Genomic DNA, 22,180 nt, shown 5'->3' on the forward strand with positions numbered 1-22,180 from the left:
AGTTCCTCGACCGGTCAGGTATCGACTTCGACCTCGACCGGGGCCGTGTCCTCTTCGACCGGCGCGGTGTCGAGCACCAGCACCTCGGGCAACGTGTCCTCGTCCACGGGCGCGGTTTCGAGCAGCACCGGCGCGGTCTCCAGCTCCACCGGTTCTGTTTCGAGCTCGACCGGTGCAGTGTCCAGCTCGACCGGTTCGGTGTCGAGTTCCTCGGGCAATGTCTCCAGCAGCTCCGGCAATGTCTCCAGTAGCTCCGGCAATGTGTCCAGCTCTTCGGGTAACGTGTCGAGCAGCTCGGGCAACGTCTCAAGCTCGTCGGGCAATGTCAGTTCGTCGAGCGGGAATGTCTCGAGTTCTTCGTCCTCGAGTTCGTCGAGCAGTTCTTCCTCGTCCTCGTCCAGCTCCAGTAGCTCGTCTTCGAGCTCCTCGGGCGGCAGCGGCGGATCGAGCGGCCACCCCGGCACCACCACCTCGGGCGGTTCGTCGGGCGGCAGTTCGTCGTCCTCCTCGTCGAGCGGCAGTTCGTCCTCGTCCTCCTCATCGGGCGGCGCGACCAGCGGCGGCAGCACCTCGGGCGACATGACCAGCAGCACCAGCAGCTCGTCTTCGTCTTCGTCGAGCTCCTCGTCCTCGTCGAGCTCCTCCTCGACCGGCACGTCGACCGGATCGAGCGGCTCGTCGGGCAGCAGCGGTTCGTCCTCGGGTTCCTCGGGTTCGTCGAGCTCGAGCAGCAGCAGCAGCTCTTCGTCCTCGTCGTCGTCCTCGTCCTCGGGTTCGTCCTCGAGCACCAGCGGCGGCCATGATGTCCCCGCACCGCCGATGATGGCGCTGTTCGGCCTTGCGGCTGCGGCGATCCTCACCCGCCGCCGGAAGGCTGCGGCTCAGGCGGACTGAGCGCGGGTTAGAACAACAAGCGGCAGGGCTCCTGCCGGAACCACTTGGTGATGACATGCTTCACCCCCCCGCCGGACAGGCAGTCCGGCGTGGCGGGTGAGCAGGTTTGGATGGCCCACGGGGGTCATGTTGTTCCACACCAGCATCGCGCCGGTCGGCAGGCGGAAGCGCAGTCCCAGTTCGCAGAAATCGGTCTCGCCGCCCTCAGTCGGCTGGTTGAGGCACACCATCGCCGTCCAGGTGCGCTGGCCGCCACGCGGGCCTTCCTGGTCCCAGTAGCGGGTGCCCGTCTCCATATAGTCGAAGTGGTGCTTGAATTCCTGCCCCGCCGTGTAGCGCTAGCCCTGCATCCTTTCGGAATAGATCGGATCGATCCCCAGCAGGTCGGCGATATACTGCTCGCAGCTTTTCGGCAGCGGATCGTCATTGGCGAAGTGATGGGTGTAGCTGGTGCGGAAGTTCTCGCGCTCGGTCCCGATATAGAGCGTCGAGGGGGCAGCCTGCCGGTTGATGGCTTCGACCAGATCCTTGCAGTCGCGGCGCTTCAGAAAGCCCTTCACGAGGAAGATTTCGGCCCCTTCGCTGCACACTTGCTCGACCGCCGGATGGGCGATCAACCGGCGGCGCACGATTTCACCGAACCACGCGAGCTTGCGCGGATCGGCATTGGGATCGAAGGACGTTGTCGCCTGCGCCGTCATGCCGCCTGCCAAAGCAGGCAGCGGTTAACGGCTGGTCAGCGCTTTTCGACCGCCTGCCCCGCGGCTTCCCAGGCGAGGATCCCGCCGGCCAGCACATCGACCGGTTCGCCCGTGGCGGCGGCGAGTTTTTCGCCCGCGATCGCCGAGCGCTTGCCCGAACGGCAATAGAGCACGACCTTGCGGCCATCGGAGGGACCGAGCTTGGCCGGATCGAACTGGTCGAGCGGGATGTTCTCAGCGCCCGCAATAGCGCCCTGCGCCACTTCTTCGGCCGTGCGCACGTCGATCAGTCGGACATTGCCCGCCTTGATCTGCTCCGCGAGTTGTTCCGGCGTGAGTTCCACCAGCGTTGCGGCGCTGGTGGTTCCGGCTGCTTCGCCACCCACTGCCCCTGCACCCGCCATCGCGAGTTCGAAGCCGAGCGGGGCAGAAGGTGCATCGCGTTTGCCGCCTGCGTCCTGCGTCTCCCCGCAAGCCGCCAGCGCCAGCAACAGCGGCGCGAGCGGCAGAGCCGGGGGCAGCAGCAGGGCGAGGCGGTTCGGCGTCATGCCTCTCCTTATGCCGCAAGCTTGCGCAGAACGTAATGGAGAATCCCGCCGTGGCGGTAATATTCCATTTCATTTGCGGTATCTATGCGACACAGGGCGGTGAAGCTGAAGCTGCTGCCGTCGGCGCGGGTCACTTCGACAGTGACGTCCTGACCGGGGGTCAGTTCAGCGAGGCCACGGATCGAGAAGGTGTCGTCTGCCGTAAGGCCAAGGGTCTGGCGGGTGTCGCCTTCCTTGAACTGCAGCGGCAGCACGCCCATCCCGACGAGGTTCGAGCGGTGGATGCGCTCGAAGCTTTCGACGATCACCATGCGCACGCCGAGCAGGATCGTGCCCTTTGCCGCCCAGTCGCGCGACGAGCCGGTGCCGTATTCCTTGCCGCCGATCACCACCAGCGGGGTGCCGTCTTCCTTGTGGCGCATGGCAGCATCGTAGATCGCCATGGTTTCGCCGCCATAGGTCGAGAAGCCGCCTTCGACGCCCGGCACCATCTCGTTCTTGATGCGGATGTTGGCAAAGGTGCCGCGCATCATCACTTCGTGGTGGCCGCGGCGCGAGCCGTAGGAGTTGAAGTCCTTCTTGGCGACCTGGTTGGCCATCAGGAACTTGCCGCCCGGGCTGTCTTCCTTGATCGAACCGGCGGGCGAGATGTGATCGGTGGTGACCGAATCGCCGAGGATCGCCAGCGGCTTGGCATCGACGATGTCGGTGATCGGCGCCGGGGTCATGGTCATGCCCTCGAAATAGGGCGGGTTGGCGACATAGGTCGAACCGGCGCGCCACTGGTAGGTGTCGGACGGCTCCACGGTGATCGCCTGCCAGTGCTCGTCACCATCATAGACGTTGGCGTAGCGCTTCAAGAACATATCGCGGTCGATATTGGCGGCGCGGTTGGCGGCGATCTCGGCGTTGGAGGGCCACAGATCGGCGAGCATCACGTCGTTGCCGTTCTGGTCCTGCCCGATCGGGGTGGTGGTGATGTCTTCGGTGACGGTGCCCTTCAGCGCATAGGCCACCACCAGCGGCGGCGAGGCGAGGAAGTTGGCGCGCACATCGGGGCTGACGCGGCCTTCGAAGTTCCGGTTGCCCGACAGCACCGAGGCGGCGACGATATCATTGCCGTTGATCGCGGCCGAAATCGGCGCGGCGAGCGGGCCGGAGTTGCCGATGCAGGTGGTGCAGCCATAGCCCACGAGATCGAAGCCGACCGCGTCGAGGTGCTCTTGCAGGCCCGACTTCACCAGGTAATCGGTGACCACCTGCGAGCCCGGGGCAAGCGAGGTCTTGACCCACGGCTTGGGCTTCAGCCCGCGCTCGTTCGCCTTCTTGGCGACGAGGCCGGCGGCGATCAGCACATCGGGGTTCGAGGTGTTGGTGCAGGAAGTGATCGCGGCGATCACCACGTCGCCGTCACCAATGTCGTGGGTCTTGCCTTCCACCGCGACGCGCGCCGGGGCGCTCTTGCCATAGACCTTCGACAGATCGGCGTTGAACAGATCGTCGACCTCGGGGAGGATGACCTTGTCCTGCGGGCGCTTGGGGCCGGCGAGGCTGGGGACGACAGTGCCCATGTCCAGCGACAGGGTCTTGGTGAAGACCGGCACGTTAGCCGGGTCAAACCACATGCCCTGCGCCTTGGCATAGGCTTCCACGAGGGCGATGGTGTCTTCGCTGCGGCCGGTGAGGCGCAGGTAATCGATGGTCTTGTCGTCGATGCCGAAGAAGCCGCAGGTCGCGCCGTATTCCGGCGCCATGTTGGCGATGGTGGCGCGGTCGGCGAGGGTGAGGTTGGCCACACCCGGCCCGTAGAACTCGACGAAGCGGCCGACCACGCCGACGTTGCGGAGCATCTGCACGCAGGTCAGCACGAGATCGGTCGCGGTCACGCCTTCGGCCATCGCGCCTTCGAGGTAGAAGCCGACCACTTCGGGGATCAGCATCGAGACCGGCTGGCCGAGCATCGCGGCTTCCGCCTCGATCCCGCCGACACCCCAGCCCAGCACGCCCAGACCGTTGATCATGGTGGTGTGGCTGTCGGTGCCGACGCAGGTGTCGGGATAGGCGACCATCATGCCGTCGGGGCCTTCGCTCGACCACACGGTCTGCGCCAGATGTTCAAGGTTCACCTGGTGGCAGATGCCGGTGCCCGGCGGCACGGCGGTGAAGTTCTTGAAGCTCTTCGAGCCCCACTTGAGGAAGTCGTAACGCTCGGCATTGCGCTCGTATTCGAGCGCCATGTTGGCTTCCATCGCCTTGGGGTGGCCGAATTCGTCGACCATTACCGAGTGGTCGATCACGAGGTTGACCGGCACCAGCGGGTTGATCTTGGCAGTATCGCCGCCGAGCTTCTTGATCGCGTCGCGCATCGCAGCAAGATCAACCACGCAGGGCACGCCGGTGAAGTCCTGCAGCAGCACGCGCGCCGGGCGGTACTGGATTTCCTCGCCGGTGGTGGGGTTGTTCTGCCAGTCGACCAGCGCCTGGATGTGCGAACGGTCAACCGTGAAGCCGCCGTCTTCGAAGCGCAGCAGGTTTTCCAGCAGCACCTTCATCGAAATCGGCAGGCGCGAGACATCGCCCAGCTGCTCGGCCGCCTTGGCCAGCGAGTAATAGGCGTAGTCCTTCCCGTTCACCGAAAGGGTCTGACGGGTGGCGAGCGTGTCCTTGCCGATATCGGTCATGGGTGGGTGTTTCCGTCCTTGTTAGGTTGTCCCGCACCCCGATCCTGAAAGGCGCGGCATTGGCGCTGCGCTTGCTGTATCACGCGCGCGAGGTCAAGAGGGGTTGCCCCCTTGTTCCGGCCCTATGCTTGCGCGGGCGAGCGCTCGGGCGCGGCCCTTGCGGCCAGCCAGCAGCCGGTGACGATCAGCGCCGTGCCTGCCAGTGTCGGCAGGCTCACCCCTTCGCGGAAGAACAGCCAGCCGAAGATCGCCGCCCAGACGAAGCCCGAATATTCGGTCGGCACCAGCACATTGGCCTCGGCGCGGGCATAGGCCCAGGCGATGGAGAGCGATCCGCAAACGGTCAGCACGGCGGCGATGGTCAGCGGGACGAAAGCCTCGCGGACAGGCGCCTGCCACAAGAGCGGGGCGAGGGTGAGCAGCACCAGCCCGCCGATCGCGCTGTGAAAGGTCGCGATCTCGAGCGGCCCGGCGACCTGCGCCTGCCGCCGGATGACGATGAAATTATAGGCATAGAGCAGCGCCGAGACGAACAGCGAGGCGACGCCGAGCGCGGCCTTCTCGTCGAACTGCCCCTGCCCGATCCGCCCGCCGACGATCACCAGCGTGCCGGCAAAGCCCAGGAGGCTTGCCCCGATGGCGTGGCGGCTGATCGTCTCGCCCAGCAGCACGCGGGCAAGATACAGCGCCACCAGCGGCGCGATGAAGCTGAGCGCAATCGCCTCGGCCAGCGGCAAGAGGGTGATCGAATAGAAGAAGGTAAGCGCCATGAAGGCCGATACGACCCCGCGCACGAGGTGGAGCTTCCACACCGCAAGGGTCGGCATGGCAGGCCCGCGCGACAGCCATACGGGCGCGATCAGCGCGGTGCCGATCCCTGCGCGCAGCACCGTGGCGGAATAGGCTCCGATCATCAGCGCGGCCTCCTTCATGAAGGCATCCATCAGCGACAGAAACCCCACACCCAGAAGCGCCGCACCAAAGGGCAGAAGAGGGTGATGAGCGGCTCGCATGGCGTGCGCGCATAGGCGTTTGGCCGGGCAAGGTCACGCGGGGAGTGCTTATTCACCTGTGCGCAAGCCAAGGCGGTTGATAGAGAGGGCGCGGCGCGGGTATGATGCGCGCACGGCGGTGCCATGCGGCACGGCCGGTCAACGGGGTTGGAACGGATTTCTATGACGCGCTTTACCGGCAAATTCGCTTGCGGCATTGCGGCGGCCGCGCTGCTGGCAGGCTCGGCTTTTGCCCATACGACCAGCGCCCATTCTACGGGCACCCAGTCGCAAGCCTCGCGTGCCGGCATGATCCCCGGCGGCCAGCAGCAGGGCGGCCCGGCAACGGTGCAGATGCCCGCTCCGGCTCCGACGCCCGCGCCCAAGCCTTCGAGCGACGCCTTCAAGTCCGCCTTCCCGCAGACCGTGTCCGAACCGGTGGTGCAGGCGGGCATGGAAAAGCCCGCCCCGTTGGTGCAGCCGTGGACTGTGGCCAAGGCGGCCAAGCTGGTTGCCGTGATCGAGGGGATCGGCGCAGAGGGGCTCGATCCCAAGGACTATGATCTCGCCCCGCTCAAGGTTGCGCTCGCCGCCGGGCCCTCCGCGGAGCTCGATCAGCTCGCCTCGCAGAGTTTCGTGTGGCTGGTCGAGGATCTGCGCGACGGGCGCACGCCGATGGATGCGCGCCAGCAGTGGTTCGTGGTCGATCCCGATCGCGACACGCTGCGCACCGGCGATCTGCTCACCGCCGCGCTTGCCTCCGGCGATATCGCCGGCACGCTCGCCACGCTCAATCCGACCCACCCCGATTACGCGCGGCTCAAGGCCGAACTGGCACGCACGCCGGCAGGCGCTGCCGCCAAGCGCAAGCTGATTCGCGCCAATATGGACCGCTGGCGCTGGCTGGCGCGCGATCTGGGGACGCAATATCTCATCACCAACGTGCCCGAATTCCAGCTGCGCCTGACGGTCAAGGACCGCATCATCAGCACCTATCGCACGATTGTCGGCAAGCCCGGGCGCACCGCCACGCCGCAGCTTGCAGAGATGGTCGAAGGCGTTGTGTTCAATCCCACCTGGACAGTACCGCAGTCGATCGTGAAGGGCGAAGGCCTCGGCGCGAAGGTGCTCGGCAACCCCGCCTGGGGCAAGCGCAACGGCTATGTCGCCACCCGCGCGGCGAACGGCACGATCACTGTCGTGCAGCAGCCGGGGCCGGGCAATTCGCTGGGCCAGATGAAGCTCGAAATGCCCAACGAGCACGCGATCTTCTTCCACGACACGCCCTCGCGCCACCTGTTCGGCAATGATGCGCGCGCGCTGTCGCACGGCTGCGTGCGCACCGAACGCGCGCTGGAACTGGCGATCACCATGGCGATCCTCGGCAAGGGGGCGTCCAAGGAAGAGGCGCTGGCGATCTCGACCTCGGGCAAATACACCAAGGTGATGCTGCAAAAGCAGTTTCCGGCCTACATCACCTATTTCACCATGGCGTCCGACATCAACGGCCAGATGGCGACCTTCAACGACATCTACGGCCGCGACGCGCCGGTGCTCGCCAGCCTCGACAAGCCGCGCGTGCGAAACCGTAGCAATGTGATCGATGATGAAGTGATCGTCATCGAGGACGATCTGCAGGACAGCTAGGGTCGCTCGAAGGCGCGCTCGAGCAGGACCTGTCGGCGGTAAAGCCACGCGGCAGGCAGAGCGAAGCAGGCCGATGCCAGAGCAAAAAACTCGTCCGGGCCGGCGAAAGCATGGAATACCCAAACGCCGATCGCCGCGCTGGCGAGAGCCAGCACCGCGCCGTCCGTGTTTTCCAGCCGCTGTCCGATGATGCGCGCGAGCGGCACACCCGCCAGCATCAGCAGCAGTCCCGTGCCGAGGCCGCCAAAGATGAAGCCTGCAATCAGCATCAGCAGTGCCAGCCACGCGAAGTAGACAGGAGAGCCAAAGTCGGCCCACGTTGTCGGGCCAAAAAGCAGGATCGTTGCTGCCAGCAGGATCGCACCCAGCCCTGCCGCTTGCAGCGTTGCCGGGGCGATGGCTCTGGTTTCGGGCGAGGAGCCAAATCGCCGCAAGGCTTTGTTTCTCAGAAAGCCGAGGACAGCGGTCGTCCGACCAGATCGAGCGGCTGGCGCTCGATCATCGCGAGTTCGGGCACCGGCTGGATCGAGCCGTCCGCTTCCAGCCCGAGGCTGTCGGCAAACAGCAGGCGCCCGCCCGACAGGTTCATCAGCGCGATCTGAAACTGTTCGCGGCCCATCGCAAAGCAGCCGTTCGACCGCCCGAGGCGGCCAAAGCGGTCAAGGTGATCAGGCTCGGCATAATTGGCGTGGTGCATCACGATGTAGCGGCGAAGCGCCGCCTCGTTGGTGTGGTCCAGCCCGCCAAGGCGCACCGAGGTACCGTAGCGGCCCTGATACCATTCCCACGTCACATAGGCCCCGCGGCTGGTGGCGTTGGAGCCTTCGGTGTTGCTGAACTGCTTGAGCCAGCCGTCATGCTGCGGATCGGAGCCCTGCCCGTGGCTGACGTGATAGGACTGCACTTCGCCGCGTTCGAGATTGACGAAGTGGAAGCGGGGCTTGGCCGAATGGAGGCCGAAATCGGCGATGCCGACGATATCGTGACGCCAGATCGCGCTGCCGGCCCGCGCCAGTTCGCGCTTGGCGATGTCGGCAAGGATGCCGTCGCGCGGGGTGCCGGAGAAGGGCGCAGCGGGAACGCTCGCAAAGGCGCGGCCGGGCATGGCCAATGCCGCCCCGAGTGCCAGACTGCCTTTCAATAGGTCGCGACGTTTCATTATGCCCTAACGTAACGCGCAAGCCTTGCGTTCCCAATAACGCAAATGCCCCAGTCGCACGGCTCGTCGCAGTTCTGCGTCAATTCGTGGGGGAAGGAGGCGTTTCGTGGAGCGCCTTGGCCGCCATGCCGAGCCGGATGACGTCCGGCATGGCCGCTTTCACCGCCTCGCGGAAACCTCCCAGAACCGCGAGCCGGGGATCGCCTGCCGCAATCATCCGCGTGATCGTCGGCCCGGTCGGATCGAGCCGCGATTTCGCCAGCCAGGCGGCGATTTCCGGGGTCTGCGACCATGTCCCGCGGTTCATCAGGTTCATCATGAAGGCGTAAGGATAGGTGCCCGGCGTATCGGTCAGCGGGGCGCTGCGGGCGAGCTGGTTCTTGGTCGCATCATCATCCCAATGGGCTTCGAGAAAGGCGGTGAGCGCAGCGCTCAGTGTGACCAGCGGGACGGTGACGGGCTGGAGCACGATGGTGTCCCCGCGGAACTGCGGCCCGGCATTGTCCTGTGTGCTGAAGGGCACCGCGCGCGCCGTGCAATCGATGAACAGGGCATCGGTGGGCACCGGATGGAGCACCTCGCCGAAATGCAGGTTGCCCTGCGCAATGCGGGTGACGCGGCCCTTGCGGATCACCTGCTCGATGCGCCGCAGCAGCGCGATCTCGCCTTCCGAGATCACCGCATAGTGGAACATCTCGGGCGTCACTTGCGGGTCGATCCGCAGCATATATCCGCCCGCGCCAAGATGTTCGAACACCTCCTCGCCGGTCTGTGATGTGCGGATGGCTTCGAGGTGGGCGATCTGGTTCTCGATCACCGGTTCGATGAAATCCTCGCCCGGCTGGACATATTTGCGGTTGTTGAGCCAGCTGTCGCGCGGGCGCACCCAGTGGATGCGGGAAGGGTCAACCCCGGCTTCGATCAGCCACACGCCGACATCCATCGCGGTCTTGCCGCCGCCGAGGATGACGAAGCTTTGCGGGATGGTGGCAGGGGCCTTCCACAGTTCTGGCAGCTCGCCCGGGGCGACAACACGCACGCCCTCGTCCACCGCAAAGGCGCGCTTGTGGGTGCTGGGGACCGAGGTCTGGTAGAAGGTCGCATCGACCAGCTTGCGGCGTACGCGGATCGTCGTCTCGGCGCCCGACAAGACGCCGGTGATGCGCGCCGTGCCGTCTGCATCGCGGCCCTTGAATTCGGCGAGGCGGTGATAGGCGACCCGGCCCGAGGGCAGCAGGCGCAGGTTCATCACCTTTTCGAAATAGGCCGAAACCTCGGTGCCGCTGGCCAGCGCATAGAGCCCCTTGTTGGGGCCATGCTCGTCAATCTGCTCGCCCGGGAAGGCCAGCGAATTGACCCCGTAGAAGGCCGAGGGCTGGTGCAGCGCGACGAAGGAATAGGCATCGTTCCAGTGCCCGCCCGGCTTGGCGTGCTTGTCGACGAAAGTGATGTGGCAATCCGGGTCTTCATCGAGCAGCGCATCGGCAAAGGCGAGGCCGACAGCACCTGCACCGATGATCAGGTAATCGGTTTCTTGGATTGCCATGAGAGGAGTCGCTTTCGTCTGTTTGTAGCGTGCCTTATCATGATTGCGGCGCAGGCCAACGGGCATTTTCATCGGCCAGCGCCAGCATCGAGGCCGCATGGCGCGCGGCCACCACGCGCGGATCATCGCCATAGCCCCCGCCCAGTGCCGAGGCGATGCACAGACCGCGACTGCGAACTTCACCCATCACGAAGCGGTCGCGCAGCGCCAGCCCTTCATCGGTGAGCGCCAGACGGCCGAGCTTGTCATCGACATGCGGATCGACACCCGCCTGATAGAGCACGAAATCGGGCGCGAATTCGGCGAGAACCTCTGGCAGGTGGCGGGAGAGAGTGGCCATGTAGCCATTGTCATCGGTCCCGTCGGCAAGGCCGACATCGCGGCTGGAGCGGGCTTTCCTGACCGGAAAGTTCTTCTCGGCATGGAGCGAGAGGGTGAAGATATCCTCGCGCCCGGCGGTGAGGCTGGCGGTGCCATCGCCCTGATGGACATCAAGATCGACGATCAGCACGCGCTGCGCGTGCCGCTCCGCGATCAGGCGGTTGGCGGTGACGGCGAGATCGTTGAACACGCAATAGCCCGCGCCGGTATCGTGCAGCGCATGGTGGCTGCCGGCGGCCGAGTTGGCGGCGTAGCCATGCTGGCGCGCCAACTGCGCGGCGAGCCATGTGCCGCCATTGGTGTGGCGCACGCGGCTGGTGATCGCGGGGGTGACGGGGAAGCCTATGCGGCGTTCCTTGGCGCGCGGCACCTCGGCGCGGAACACCTCGTCGACGTAATCGGGGCAGTGCACCGCTTCGAGCCATTCGCGGGGCATCGGATCTGGCGCGTGTTCGGTCACGGGGGCTCCGCTGGCGCGTAGCTCCTCCATCACGAGATAGTATTTGTCGAAACGGAAAGACCCGCGGTCCGGGCGCGGGGCCATGTAGTCGGCGTGGTGGACGACGTGGAGCATCCCGCCCGCTCAGAGGTAACCGGTGTGCTCGGCAAGGATCTTGCAGCCGAGGGCGATCAGGATCACGCCGCCGGCACGCTCGGCCCATTCGCCCCACGTATCGCCCGCGACGCGGCCCAGCGCGACGCCGCCCGCGCTCATGGCGAAGGTGACGATGCCGATCAGCGCTACCGCCAGCAGCGGCGCTACACCGAGTGTCGGCAGCGTAATCCCTGCCGCCAGCGCGTCGATGCTGGTCGCCACACCGGCGAGCAGTAGCGCGCGTCCGGTGAGCGCGTGGCTCGCCTCTTCCTCGCCGACATGGCCGCCCAGCATCCGCACGCCGAGAAATGCCAGCAGCCCGAAGGCGATCCAGTGATCGACCGCTTCGACATAGATCAGCGCCACTGCGCCGATCACCCATCCGGCGAGCGGCATGGCTGCCTGAAACACCCCGAAAGTGAGCGCGATGGCCAGCCCCCCGCGCGCATCGGGGCGGAACTTCGCGCCTTGGGTGAGAGCGACAGCGAAGGCGTCCATCGCCAGCGCAAGCGCCAGCAGCAGGGCTTCGGTCATGGCGCGGGCCGGCCCGCCAGCGCGGTAAGCTCGGCGTAGATCGCCTCTTCGCTGCGGCTCGCGGCGTTGCGCCAGCTGGCGGCGGTATCGAGGTTCACGGCTTTGCCCTCGGCGGTCAGCACGAGGAGGCCAGGCGTGCCCTTCATCTCGGCAAGGCCGAAGCGCTGGGGCACGGCAAGGTTATGCCCGTCGCCGGTCTGGGGCATCCCGACATTGACGAAGACGAGCTCGTAGCGCTCGGCCACCAGTCCGGTAAAGCGCGGGGTTTCGAGCCATCCGGCGAGCGCCGTGCTGTCGTGGCACCAGTTCGCGCCCAGCACCACCAGCACCCGCTTGCCGTTCGCGGCAGCGCGGGCGAGAGCGGCATCGCCCATCGCATCGGCGGTGACGGCATAGGAGCGCGCATCCGGACGCGCAGGCGCGGCGCTCTCGGGCGTGGTTGCGCAAGCGGCGAGCGCCAGCGCCAGACTTGCGGCAATGGCGGCGCGGATCACTCGGCGGCTTCGGCAGGCGCGGCGTGGGGATCGAAGGCAGTGGCTTCGCCCGCCTCGATGGCAGCGGCCTTTTCTTCGACCAGCTTGACGATGTGTTCGAGCATCGCCTCGTCATCGATGGCGTGGGCCTTCACCCCCGAAAGGTAGACCATGTGCTTGCCATTGCCGCCGCCGGTGAGGCCGATATCGGTCTCGCGCGCTTCGCCGGGGCCGTTGACGACGCAGCCGAGCACCGAAAGGCTCATCGGCGTCTTGATGTGTTCGAGCCGCTTTTCCAGCGTTTCGACCGTGCGGATCACGTCGAAACCCTGCCGGGAGCATGACGGGCACGACACCACCCGCACGCCGCGGGTGCGCAGGCCCAAGGCCTTGAGCATCTCGAAGCCCACCTTGATTTCCTGCTCGGGCTCGGCGGAGAGCGAGACGCGGATCGTGTCGCCGATCCCGGCCCACAGCAGCGATCCGATGCCGATCGAGGACTTCACGGTCCCGCCGATCAGGCCGCCCGCCTCGGTGATGCCGAGGTGCAGCGGGCAATCGACCGTTTCGGCAAGGCCATGATAGGCCGCGACCGCAAGGAACACGTCGGAGGCCTTCACCGCCACCTTGTATTCGTGGAAATCGTGGTCTTGCAGCAGCTTGATGTGATCCAATGCGCTTTCGATCAGCGCTTCGGGGCAGGGCTCGCCGTATTTTTCGAGCAGGTCTTTTTCAAGGCTGCCGGCGTTCACCCCGATGCGGATCGCGCAGCCATTGGCCTTGGCGGCGCGCACCACTTCGGCGACGCGCTGGGCCGAGCCGATATTGCCCGGGTTGATGCGCAGACAGGCCGCGCCCGCGTCCGCCGCTTCGAGCGCGCGCTGGTAGTGGAAGTGGATGTCAGCCACGATCGGGATCCGCGAGGCGCGGGTGATCTGCTTGAAGTTCTTCGTCGATTCCTCGGTCGGGCAGGACACGCGGATGATATCCGCGCCCACCTCTTCGCAGCGCCGAATCTGGTCGATCGTCGCCTTGATATCCTCGGTCGGGGTGTTGGTCATGGTCTGCACGGTGATGGGAGCATCACCGCCAACGGGGACATTCCCCACCATGATCTGGCGACATTTGCGCCGTTCGATCGTGCGCCACGGACGGATGGAAGACATGCCCCGCCTATAGCCGCGCGGACGAGGCGGGGCAATGACTTGGCGCGCGCAAGTCAGATGCGGCCGGTAACTGCAAATCTTCATGGTGTCGCAGATTGGTGCAGTCCGGCTTTTGCGGGTTCGCGCCGCCTGCGCGCAGGCGTATTTGTGACTCAGGGCTGTCACTCACATGACGGCCGGGGACGGGAAGGCCAGATGATTACACGCAACGACATTGCCGATATCGGCGGCCCGCTCCTGAGATCGCGTGCCATGCGGCTCGCGCTCTTCTGCATCATTCCCTACGCCTGCGTGCTCGTCGGCCTCGATGTCGCGGCGCATTACGGCGATGCGACCGGGGCGGCGCTGCCGGTGCAGTTCTTCATGTCGCAGGACGGCTCCTTTGCCGAATTCCTCGAATATTCGCTGACCACGGCGGCAGGCGTGATGCTGTTCCTGCTGTGGCTACGCGATCGCGCGCTGGTCTACCTCACCAGCGCGATCCTGTTCGCGTGGATGACGCTCGATAACTGGGTCGAGATCCACGAGCAGCTCGGCTTCCTCCTCGGAGCGGCGATGCCGGCGGCAAGCTGGTTGCCGGTGCAGCCGAACCACCTTGCCGAAACGCTGGTGTTCCTCGTCGTCGGCGGTGCCTGGGCGCTGGGAATTGTTGCCGCGATCCTCAAGGCCGACAAGCGCGCCGCGATCTACGGCATGCTCATCTCGGTCTTCATTGCCGGCGCGGCCGTGTTCGGCGTGGCGGTGGATCTGGCGACCTCCTGGGGCGATCACGGGCCGATGGCGATCAACCTCTTCGCCTTCATCGAGGACGAGGGCGAGTTTGCCATGATCGTGCTGGTGTTTGCCCTGTGCGTGGCCATCTATGATGTCGAGACCGGCCGAGCCAAGGCGATGGCCGGGCACAGTCACCGGGTGCAGTTCCTGCAGGCTTGACTTGCCTCCCCGGCGCGGCACTCTGCGCCGCTCGAGGGAGACACCATGCTGACCGATAATCCGACCGAACTGCGCAGCCCTGCGCCAAGCCTGCTGATGCGCGGGGTGAAGTGGCTGCTGGCCAAGCGTCCGCCGGTGTTCCCGCATGACGAGGCAGGCTTTCATGCCGTGATGGCCGGCCGCACGCTCCCGGGCGATGCCGCCATGCCCGAGAGCTTCCGCAACCGTTATCAAGTGGAGGAACGCGAGGTTCTCGGCAGCCTCGTGGTGACGATCCACCCCAGGAGCGGCCCTGCGGCCTGGCACATGCTCTATTTCCATGGCGGCGGGTTCGTGCGCCCGATGTTCAAGGAGCACTGGCCGCTGGTGGCCGCGATGGTGGATGCCTGCGGAATCAGCGTCACCGTGCCGCTCTATCCGATGGTGCCCGAGGCGCCCTATCATGCGCAGGACGATCTCGCCGATGCGGTCTATGCCGAACTGGCCGCGAGCCACGATCCGGCACAGATCATCCTCAATGGCGACAGCGCGGGCGGGCATATGGCGCTGGCACTGGCGCTGCGCCAGGTGGAGGCAGGCGGCCCGCTACCCGGCAAGCTTGCGCTGTTTGCGCCGTGGCTCGATCTCGGGCTGGCGGACCCGGCGATTGCCGCCGTCGAGCCGCATGACGTGATGCTCAAGATCGGCACCCTGCGCGCTTGCGGCGCTCTGGTGGCGGCAGGCCGGGCGATGGATGCGCCCGCGGTGAGCCCGCTCTACGCTGCGGCGCAGGACCTCGCGCAGCTTCCCCCGACCCGCATCTGGACCGGGCGGCATGACCTGTTCATCGTCGATTCGCGCACCTTCGCCGCAAAGCTGCGCGCCGCCGGAGCGGACGCGAAGCTCTACGAATACGAGGCCGCCCCGCACGTCTTCATGGCGATCACCCCGACGCGCGAGGCGAAGGATGTGTTCGGTCTGCTGCGGGCCTTTATCGCCGCCTAGCTCGGGAACTTCGCCCCGGTCAGTTCTTCCGAGAGCTTCCACAGCCGGTCGGCAAAGCTCGGGTTGAGGGCGTAGGATCGCACGCCTCCGGTGGAAGATTCGTCGTCCACTTCGGCAACGTGGCAATCCTCGCAATAGACCCCGCCCTTGCCTTCCAGTTCCTCGGCGGTCGCCGCCCAGCAGCTGGTTGCCGCGCCCTGCGGGATGGTCTTCCAGGCAAAGCCCGCGTCTTTCGAGGTGACGCGCGCCATCAGCGCCTCCATCATCTCGGGCGTCATGTGGCGGCCGAGATTGGTCTGGATGCCGCCCGGGTGCACGGCATAGGCGTGGATGCCCATCACCGCAAAGCGCTGTTCCAGCCCGACCGAGAACAGCACATTGGCGGTCTTCGAGTGGCCGTAGCTTTCCCACGGATCATAGGCGCGGCGCTCGAAATGGGGGTCGTCGAAATTGACGGGCGCGAAGTGGTGCCCGCGGCTCGACAGGTTGACGATGCGCTTCAGCGCCCCGCGCTCGATCAGCGGCATAAGCTCGGCGGTCATGGCGAAATGGCCGAGGTGGTTGGTGCCGAATTGCATCTCGAACCCGTCATGGGTGTGCAGGAACGGCGTCGCCATAACCCCGGCATTGTTGATCAGCAGATCGATCTTCTGGAACCGCTGGCGCGCGCGCGAGGTGGCGGCGCGGATGTTTTCGAGCGAGGTGAGATCGATGGTGATCGTATCGAGCTGCGCCTTGGGCACGGTCTCTTGGATCGCGGCGACACTCTCGTCCAGCTTGGCCTGATCGCGTCCCGCAAGGATCACATGCGCGCCCCGGCTCGCCATGGCGCGGGCGGTTTCCTGCCCCAGCCCCGAATTGGCACCGGTGATGAACACCGTGCGTCCCGAAAGGTCCTTGCCCGCCAGCACCTCGTCGGTGGTGCTGCTCCAGCCAAATCCGCTCATGTTCCCTCTCCCGTTGTTATAGCTTCAGTTCATACAGGAATTCCGGATCGAAGTGGTCCCCGACCTGAAAGGTGATGTCCGCGATCTTGCCGAAGCCGTAGCGCTGGTAGAACCGCTGTGCGCCGAAATTCTCGGAATAGACGCTGAGCAGCACCGCATCATGCCCCCGCTCGCGGGCCACGCCCAGAGCCCAGTCCATCAGCTGCGCGCCGATCCCGTGGCCGGTGTGGCCGGGCAGGGCATAGAGCTGGCCCAGCTCCAACGGATTGGCCGCATCGGAGTAGGACGCATAATGGCTGGGATAGCGCAGCTTGCAGAAGGCGATGAGCTGACCCTCATGTTCGACAAGGCAGTGGGTGCATTCATTGCCCGCGATCTCTCCGGCCACGGCCTCGGGGTTGTGCACCTGCGCGAGGAAGGCGGAGAGGTCTTCCGGTGTGTAGAGATGGCCGAAGGCGGCGACGAAGGTCTCGGCGCCCAGCACGGCAAGGGCAGGGGCATCGGCAAGGATGGCAGGACGATAGATCATCCTCCACGTCCTAGCCGCTTGGGCCTGTGCTGTTAAGCTGGCGAAAGGGCGAAGGGCGCGTTACACCTTTGTCCATGAAGAAACTCATCGCAGCCTTAGCACTCGCCCTGATCACCCAGCCGGCCCTTGCCGAAGATGCGCCCAAGTGGTCGCTCGCCATCCATGGCGGGGCGGGCACGCTCGATCCCAAGCAGATGACGCCGGAAAAACGCGCGGCCTACGAAGCGGCGCTGCAAGCCGCGCTGGAAGCGGGATCGAAGGTGCTACGCGAAGGCGGCAGCGCGATGGACGCGATCAAGGCGGCGATCATCCCGATGGAGGATTCGCCGCTGTTCAACGCGGGCAAGGGCGCGGTGTTCACCTGGGACGGCACCAACGAACTCGACGCCTCGATCATGGACGGGCGCGATCGCTCGGCGGGCGCAGTCGCGGGGGTGAAGACGGTCAGGAACCCGATCCTCCTCGCAGACAAGGTGCGCACCGATAGCGAGCACGTGTTCCTGATGGGTGCGGGCGCGGAAGCCTTTGCCCTCGAGAAGGGCTTTCCCGTCACCCCGCCCGAATATTTCGCCACGCCTGCACGGCGCGAGGCGCTGGAGCGGCTGAAGGCGGAAAAGCTCTTGGCACTGGATGTCGATCACAAGTTCGGCACGGTGGGCGCGGTGGCTTTGGACCAGAACGGCAACGTGGCGGCCGGCACCTCCACCGGCGGGATGACCGGCAAGCGCTGGGGCCGCGTCGGCGATGCGCCGGTGATCGGTGCGGGCACCTATGCCGATAACCGCGCCTGCGCCGTCTCGGCGACCGGATGGGGCGAATATTTCCTGCGCGTCGGCGTGGCGCACGAGATTTGCGCGCGGCTCAGGGCGGTGCACGAGGTCAAGGCTGCCATGGCCTCCACCCCCGACGCGGGCAACGCGGTCGAGGCGAAGGAGGCGCAGTACATCATCGACGAGGTGATGGCCGATGTCGCAGGGCTCGGCGGCGATGGCGGGGTGATCCTCGTCACGCCCGAAGGCCACGCATTGTTCAGCTTCAACACCACCGGCATGTATCGCGGCCGCGCGACCAGCGCGGGGCTACGCGAAGTGGGCATCTTCGGCGGTGAGACGAAGGTGACGAGCACGCCCGATCATTGATCTCCCTGCCCCGGGTCAGGGGCATGAGGGTCAGTAAAGCTTGCCCACCAGCGGCAGGCCCTTGTCGGGTTCGGCGAATTCCTTGATCACCTTGCCCACCCGCGCCAGCGTCAGCTCGCCGATTGGTTGCATGTCGTCCTCGGTCTGGCGGGCGCGGAAATAGCAGGCGAAGGTGATCGGGGGGCGGCCCTTGGGCGCTTCGGCAAAACCGATGTCGATATAGTTGTACTCGGTGCCGCCAACGAGCCCGCTGGTGCCGGTTTTGTCGCCCGCTACCCAGCCTTCGGGCAGCCCGGCACGCACACGGCGCACGCCGGTTTGCGTTTCGATCATCCAGCCTTTGAGTTCGGCCCGTTCCGCCTCGGGCAGCACGTCGCCGTAGATGATTCTGGCGACATTGCGCGCCATCGCGGCAGGGGTGGCAGTGTCGCGGAATTCGCCCGTCGGCACGAGATTCATCTCCGGCTCGTAGCGATCGACCCGGCTCGCCTCGTCGCCGATCGAGCGCCAGAAGGCCGTCAGTCCCGCCGGGCCGCCCAGATGCCTGAGCAGGATATTGGCCGCCGGATTGTCCGAGGTGGTCTGCGTCGCCCTCGCCAGCTCGCGCAAGGTCGCGCCAGTCGCGAGCCGCTCGCCGGTGAAGGGCGCGTGGTGCATCATGTCGTCTTGCGTCCACGTCACGTGCTTGTCGGCATCGATCAGGCCAGCCGCATGGCGTTGCAGCAGCAGGGCGGCGAGGCTGAACTTGAACGATGAGGCATGGCCGAAGCGCGCGGTCTGGTTGAGCCCGACCGATAGCCCGCTGGCCGTGTCGTAAATCTCGACGCCGAGCGTGCCGTTCCCGGCGGCCTCGATCAGCCGCAATTCTGCCGCCAGCCGCCCGACGGGGCTCTGGTCGGGCGGGATGCAGGCGCCTGCCCCCAGAGCCAGCGTGCCACCAAGAAACAATCGCCTGTCGATCATCATGAGAACTTGTCCGCCTTGCGCTTGCCGAACCGCATGTCGCCTTCGAGCTTGGCCCGCAATTGCGCATAGAAGGCTTCGAGAAAAGCCCGCTCGTCGCCCGCACCCGGGTTCCACCCGATTTTGCGACAGATCGTGGCGTGGACCGCCTCAAGCGCTTCGGGCCGGGCTTCGCGCAGCATCTTTTCGAGCGTCTGCAATTCCTTTTCGCCATACACCGACAGCTCGGCCTCGCCGAATTCATAGCGCGCGCCGGTGACCGCGCTGGCCCCGCGGGTCGCGGCCGCGCCCTGCGTCGAGAGCGTTTCCGCCAGCCGCGTGCGCGGTGCCTCGACCACCCATGTCCCCGCCACGATATCGCCCGCGCGCAGCCCGTCGCGGTTGAAAAAGGGCAGCAGCAGGAACAGCGCGAACCAGCCGGTCGCGATCCAGCCGAGCAGCGGGTCTCCCTCGCCCTCGATGCTTTGCACCAGCAGCACCAGCACGAAGATCAGCGGGTAGAACAGTTCGATATCGCGCAGCAGATTGCGGGCGATCACCGCTTCGGGGGTGAGCCGCCCGCCGCTGCGCGATGCGATGCGCAGGCCGAGCATGCGCTTGCCCAGGGTCGCGCCGCGCGGCCCCAGCTCCTGCACGAGGAAATAGCCGTACCACACGAGGAAATCGGCCATCACCACGAGGATCTGGAGAAACTCCTGCGCCCCGCGCGAGGTGGCGGCGGGATCGAGCACGCTGCCCTTCAGCAACCCGCCCGCAATCCAGTAGAGCGCATAGTTGAACGCGATGATGCTGCCGACGATGAAGGTGACATCGAGCATCAGCGCGCCTGCTCGCGATCCGCGCGCGCCGACACGGATCGGCAGGGCCAGCCCCTCGGGCGTCAACATCGTGCGCGAAAGCTTGTCGGCCGCGATCATGCCGTGTCCTCATCGCGGGTGGGCGGGGTGCGGTAGAGGAAGAAATAGGCGAGCCAGAAGGCCAGCATGGTGCCGCCGATCAGGAAGCGGCTGGCGGTGCCGTCGACCAGCTGGCGCGGGAAGGCTTCGAGGAAGGCGGCGACGATCATCATGATCACCACGCCCACCATCACCACCGCGCCGCGCTGGCCCGCTTCGGATGCTGCTGCCAGCACGGAGCGGCTGCCCGGGAAGGCCATCGAGCGCCCGATATGCAGCCCAGCCGCGCCTGATAGCAGGATGCCGAAAATCTCGGTCGTGCCGTGGACGCTCAGCCATGCGGCAAGCTCCACCGTCAGCCCCTGTCCGGAAAACAGCCACAGCATCGCGCCGAGCACCGCCATATTGTGCACCATCAGCAGCAGCGAGGGGATGCCGAAGGCAAAGCCGAGCGCGAAGGCAAGGATGCACACCGCCGAATTGTTGCTGAACAGCTGCGCGGCGAAGGTGGACAGGCCGACGGCGCTTTCCTCGGTGGCGAGACTGCGCGCCAGTTCCTCGCGGCTTGCCCCCGGCACGCGGGTGTCGGCAAGGCCGCCGGGCACCAGCCGGTAATACCAGGCCTCGTCCTGCGCCACGAGCAGCCAGCCGACAATCGCGCCCGCCACCATCACGAACAGCGCGATGCAGATGTCGAGCCACATTGCGCGCACCGCGCGGCTCCATCCGCCCAGCAGGAATTCGCGCAGCCAGCTGGCAAAGCCCCGGCGCGGACCATAGACCTGAAACCACGCGCGCTGCACCAGCGCCTCGAGATAGGCGAGCGTGGCTGCATCCAGCGATGTCTCGCGCGCCACCGCAAGGCTCGATGCGGCGGTGCGATAGAGCGCCGGGAGCGCCAGCAGATCCTCGTCGGCAATGCGCTTCAGCCCGCCGCGCTCCATCGCCGCCACGATCCCTTCGAGCCGCCGCCATTCGCCCTCGCGCTCCAGCCGGAAGCGGTCCGAGCGCAGCGTCGCGCTGGCAATATCGGGCGGCGCGGCAATTTCGCCGCGGCCGAACCATGAGGACAGCACCGGCGCCTTCATCCTATCGCCTCGCTGTTCTTGATGAGGAAATAGCGGTCGATCAGCTGCGGGCCGATTTTCGCCCAGGGGGCTTCGATCACGTCGATCCCCATGCGGCGCAAGCGGTTCAGCACCAGCTTGCGCTGCTGGGCGAGCGTATCGGCGGTGACCGCGCGGGCTAGGGTTGCGATATCGCCCGGCGGAGCGGTGATCAGCGCTTCGACCTCGGCATCGGCGATGGTGACGAACAGCACCAGGTGCTTGTTCGCCAGCCGCCCGAGGCTTTCCACCATCAGTTCGGCGCTGGTCGGATCGGTGAAATCTGAGAACACCACCACCAGCGAGCGGCGCTTGAGCTTGGCGGTGAGGGTGGCAAGCGCGAGGGTGAAATTGGGCTCGGCCGCCTCGTAGTCGAGGCCCGCTGCGGCGCTCTGCAAGCGGTGGAAGGCACGCGTTTCGGTGATGAAGGGGGTGAACAGCTGCGGCCTTCGGGCAAAGCCGAAGAGCGCGCATTTGTCCCCGCCCTTGAGCGCGACATAGGCGCAGGTGAGCGCGGCCGAGACTGCGCGGTCGATGCGCGGCAGGCCGTCCACCGCCTCGCACATCGCCTGCCCGCAATCGAAGGCGAAGACGATCTGGTTGTTGCGCTCGCTCTCGTTCTCGCGGGCGTAGAGGCGTGTGTGGCGCGCGCTTGCCTTCCAGTCGATGCGGCGGCGGTCCATCCCGGGCTCGTATTCCGACAAAGCCTCGAACTGCGTCCCCTCGCCGCGGATGCGCCGGGCGATGAGGCCTGTCTGATTGTTGCGCAGGAAGGTTTGCATGTCCTTTGATCGGACGGGAGAGAGATCGGGCCAGATGCGGATCGCCTGTTCGAGCGGGTAGCTGATCTGGCGCGCGCCGAGGCCGAGCGGCCCTTCCCAGCAGAGCCAGGCTTGCGTTACAGGCGCCGTGCCGCGGCGGTTGGCGGTGATCAGAGTTTCGCCGCGCCAGCCGGGCTCGGCTACCTCGGGCGCGAGCGCGATGTTGATCCTCCCGCCCTCGGCAAGGCGCGGGTCACAGGCGAGCGCGGCCTTCACATTGCGTTGCCGCCCGCCGGTAAAGCGGGCGCTGATCGCAAGGCTGGCCGGCTGGCCGACTTCCACATCGGCGGGCGGGTGGATTGCCCATCCGGCGCTGCGCCCCGCCAGCAGCGCATCGAGCACCACAAGGCCGAGCAGCACCCCGCCGATCACCGGTGCCACCACCCACGCGCCGAGCGCAGTGGCCGCGATCACCAGCGCAACCGGCGCGAGCGCAGCCATCGCCCATGCCGCCCGCTCGGTCGGCACGAGGACGAGCAGCCGCATCACCGGCGTCAGGATCGTGACCAACAGGCGGTAGGGCGCGGCCATCGGATCAGTGCCCC

General features: G+C 66.3%; 22 protein-coding genes and 1 pseudogene. 4 read left to right on the plus strand and 19 right to left on the minus strand.

All coding sequences use genetic code 11. The features are described from left to right. Window positions 1–14: 14 nt before the first annotated feature. The 6 genes and pseudogenes from RSE14_RS11920 to RSE14_RS11945 all read right to left on the minus strand — a co-directional run bounded on the left by RSE14_RS11920 (window position 15) and on the right by RSE14_RS11945 (window position 5,837). On the minus strand, window positions 15–860 hold the full coding sequence (locus RSE14_RS11920) for a hypothetical protein (protein ID WP_324073949.1): 846 nt from the start codon (window positions 858–860) through the stop codon (window positions 15–17). Between the two features lie 21 nt (window positions 861–881). Beyond that, window positions 882–1,220: pseudogene (locus tag RSE14_RS11925) on the minus strand (2OG-Fe(II) oxygenase); the annotation flags it as partial. A gap of 12 nt (window positions 1,221–1,232) precedes the next feature. After that, a complete protein-coding gene (locus RSE14_RS11930; protein WP_324073951.1) occupies window positions 1,233–1,595 on the minus strand; it encodes a hypothetical protein in 363 nt (120 codons plus the stop codon). Window positions 1,596–1,630: 35 nt separating this feature from the next. Next, window positions 1,631–2,143: a rhodanese-like domain-containing protein gene (locus RSE14_RS11935; protein WP_324073953.1), complete on the minus strand. Its 513-nt coding sequence runs from the start codon at window positions 2,141–2,143 to the stop codon at window positions 1,631–1,633. Between the two features lie 8 nt (window positions 2,144–2,151). Next, window positions 2,152–4,824 carry an aconitate hydratase AcnA gene (gene acnA, locus RSE14_RS11940; RefSeq protein WP_324073955.1) on the minus strand — a complete coding sequence of 891 codons (2,673 nt, stop codon included), beginning with the start codon at window positions 4,822–4,824 and terminating at the stop codon, window positions 2,152–2,154. 122 nt (window positions 4,825–4,946) lie between these two features. Next, on the minus strand, window positions 4,947–5,837 hold the full coding sequence (locus RSE14_RS11945) for a DMT family transporter (RefSeq protein WP_324073957.1): 891 nt from the start codon (window positions 5,835–5,837) through the stop codon (window positions 4,947–4,949). 162 nt (window positions 5,838–5,999) lie between these two features. Here RSE14_RS11945 and RSE14_RS11950 point away from each other — a divergent pair, with 162 nt between their 5' ends. Next, a complete protein-coding gene (locus RSE14_RS11950; RefSeq protein ID WP_324073959.1) occupies window positions 6,000–7,463 on the plus strand; it encodes a L,D-transpeptidase family protein in 1,464 nt (487 codons plus the stop codon). Here RSE14_RS11950 and RSE14_RS11955 read toward each other — a convergent pair. The 7 genes from RSE14_RS11955 to ispG all read right to left on the minus strand — a co-directional run bounded on the left by RSE14_RS11955 (window position 7,460) and on the right by ispG (window position 13,317). Next, window positions 7,460–7,897, minus strand: coding sequence for a hypothetical protein (locus RSE14_RS11955; RefSeq protein ID WP_324073961.1), 438 nt, complete (start codon window positions 7,895–7,897; stop codon window positions 7,460–7,462). The two genes, RSE14_RS11950 and RSE14_RS11955, sit on opposite strands and share 4 nt — an antisense overlap. Window positions 7,898–7,908: 11 nt before the next feature. Further along, complete coding sequence (locus tag RSE14_RS11960; protein ID WP_324073963.1) at window positions 7,909–8,622, minus strand: murein L,D-transpeptidase catalytic domain-containing protein; 714 nt, start codon at window positions 8,620–8,622, stop codon at window positions 7,909–7,911. Between the two features lie 79 nt (window positions 8,623–8,701). Next, window positions 8,702–10,168, minus strand: coding sequence for an NAD(P)-binding protein (locus RSE14_RS11965; RefSeq protein WP_324073964.1), 1,467 nt, complete (start codon window positions 10,166–10,168; stop codon window positions 8,702–8,704). A 37-nt stretch (window positions 10,169–10,205) separates the two neighbouring features. Beyond that, entirely contained in the window at window positions 10,206–11,123 is a 918-nt protein-coding gene (locus tag RSE14_RS11970) for a histone deacetylase family protein (RefSeq protein WP_324073966.1), read from the minus strand. Between the two features lie 9 nt (window positions 11,124–11,132). Then, window positions 11,133–11,678, minus strand: a complete 546-nt coding sequence (locus RSE14_RS11975) for a manganese efflux pump MntP (RefSeq protein ID WP_324073967.1) — start codon at window positions 11,676–11,678, stop codon at window positions 11,133–11,135. Then, window positions 11,675–12,172, minus strand: a complete 498-nt coding sequence (locus tag RSE14_RS11980; protein ID WP_324073968.1) for a thioredoxin family protein — start codon at window positions 12,170–12,172, stop codon at window positions 11,675–11,677. The genes RSE14_RS11975 and RSE14_RS11980 overlap by 4 nt, the downstream gene beginning before the upstream one ends. After that, window positions 12,169–13,317, minus strand: a complete 1,149-nt coding sequence (gene ispG, locus RSE14_RS11985) for a flavodoxin-dependent (E)-4-hydroxy-3-methylbut-2-enyl-diphosphate synthase (RefSeq protein WP_324073969.1) — start codon at window positions 13,315–13,317, stop codon at window positions 12,169–12,171. Before ispG ends, RSE14_RS11980 begins: the two co-directional genes overlap by 4 nt. 195 nt (window positions 13,318–13,512) lie before the next feature. Between ispG and RSE14_RS11990 the strand changes: the two genes are divergently transcribed. After that, window positions 13,513–14,250 carry a DUF8692 domain-containing protein gene (locus RSE14_RS11990; protein ID WP_324073971.1) on the plus strand — a complete coding sequence of 246 codons (738 nt, stop codon included), beginning with the start codon at window positions 13,513–13,515 and terminating at the stop codon, window positions 14,248–14,250. A 45-nt stretch (window positions 14,251–14,295) separates the two neighbouring features. Next, the gene (locus tag RSE14_RS11995) at window positions 14,296–15,234 is read left to right on the plus strand and encodes an alpha/beta hydrolase fold domain-containing protein (RefSeq protein ID WP_324073974.1); all 939 of its coding nucleotides are present in this window, start codon (window positions 14,296–14,298) and stop codon (window positions 15,232–15,234) included. Here the strand turns inward: RSE14_RS11995 and RSE14_RS12000 are convergent. Both RSE14_RS12000 and RSE14_RS12005 read right to left on the minus strand, forming a co-directional pair. Beyond that, a complete protein-coding gene (locus RSE14_RS12000; RefSeq protein ID WP_324073975.1) occupies window positions 15,231–16,181 on the minus strand; it encodes an SDR family NAD(P)-dependent oxidoreductase in 951 nt (316 codons plus the stop codon). The two genes, RSE14_RS11995 and RSE14_RS12000, sit on opposite strands and share 4 nt — an antisense overlap. Window positions 16,182–16,197: 16 nt before the next feature. Further along, on the minus strand, window positions 16,198–16,710 hold the full coding sequence (locus RSE14_RS12005; RefSeq protein WP_324073977.1) for a GNAT family N-acetyltransferase: 513 nt from the start codon (window positions 16,708–16,710) through the stop codon (window positions 16,198–16,200). A gap of 74 nt (window positions 16,711–16,784) precedes the next feature. On the opposite strand from RSE14_RS12005, the gene RSE14_RS12010 reads away from it, so the two are divergent. Beyond that, window positions 16,785–17,849, plus strand: coding sequence for an isoaspartyl peptidase/L-asparaginase family protein (locus tag RSE14_RS12010; protein WP_324073979.1), 1,065 nt, complete (start codon window positions 16,785–16,787; stop codon window positions 17,847–17,849). Window positions 17,850–17,879: 30 nt separating this feature from the next. On the opposite strand, the gene bla is transcribed toward RSE14_RS12010, so the two are convergent. From bla to RSE14_RS12030, 4 genes are read right to left on the minus strand one after another with little or no spacing between them, the layout of a single operon-like run. Continuing rightward, a complete protein-coding gene (bla, locus tag RSE14_RS12015; RefSeq protein ID WP_324073981.1) occupies window positions 17,880–18,815 on the minus strand; it encodes a class A beta-lactamase in 936 nt (311 codons plus the stop codon). Next, window positions 18,812–19,729 carry an RDD family protein gene (locus tag RSE14_RS12020; protein ID WP_324073982.1) on the minus strand — a complete coding sequence of 306 codons (918 nt, stop codon included), beginning with the start codon at window positions 19,727–19,729 and terminating at the stop codon, window positions 18,812–18,814. The genes bla and RSE14_RS12020 overlap by 4 nt, the downstream gene beginning before the upstream one ends. Next, window positions 19,726–20,796 (minus strand): stage II sporulation protein M, encoded by a 1,071-nt coding sequence (locus RSE14_RS12025; RefSeq protein WP_324073984.1) that lies wholly within the window; start codon window positions 20,794–20,796, stop codon window positions 19,726–19,728. The genes RSE14_RS12020 and RSE14_RS12025 overlap by 4 nt, the downstream gene beginning before the upstream one ends. Next, window positions 20,793–22,166 (minus strand): DUF58 domain-containing protein, encoded by a 1,374-nt coding sequence (locus tag RSE14_RS12030; protein WP_324073986.1) that lies wholly within the window; start codon window positions 22,164–22,166, stop codon window positions 20,793–20,795. The genes RSE14_RS12025 and RSE14_RS12030 overlap by 4 nt, the downstream gene beginning before the upstream one ends. Window positions 22,167–22,180 lie beyond the last annotated feature (14 nt).

The sequence above is a fragment of the Erythrobacter sp. genome (assembly GCF_035194505.1).
GTDB lineage: Bacteria > Pseudomonadota > Alphaproteobacteria > Sphingomonadales > Sphingomonadaceae > Erythrobacter.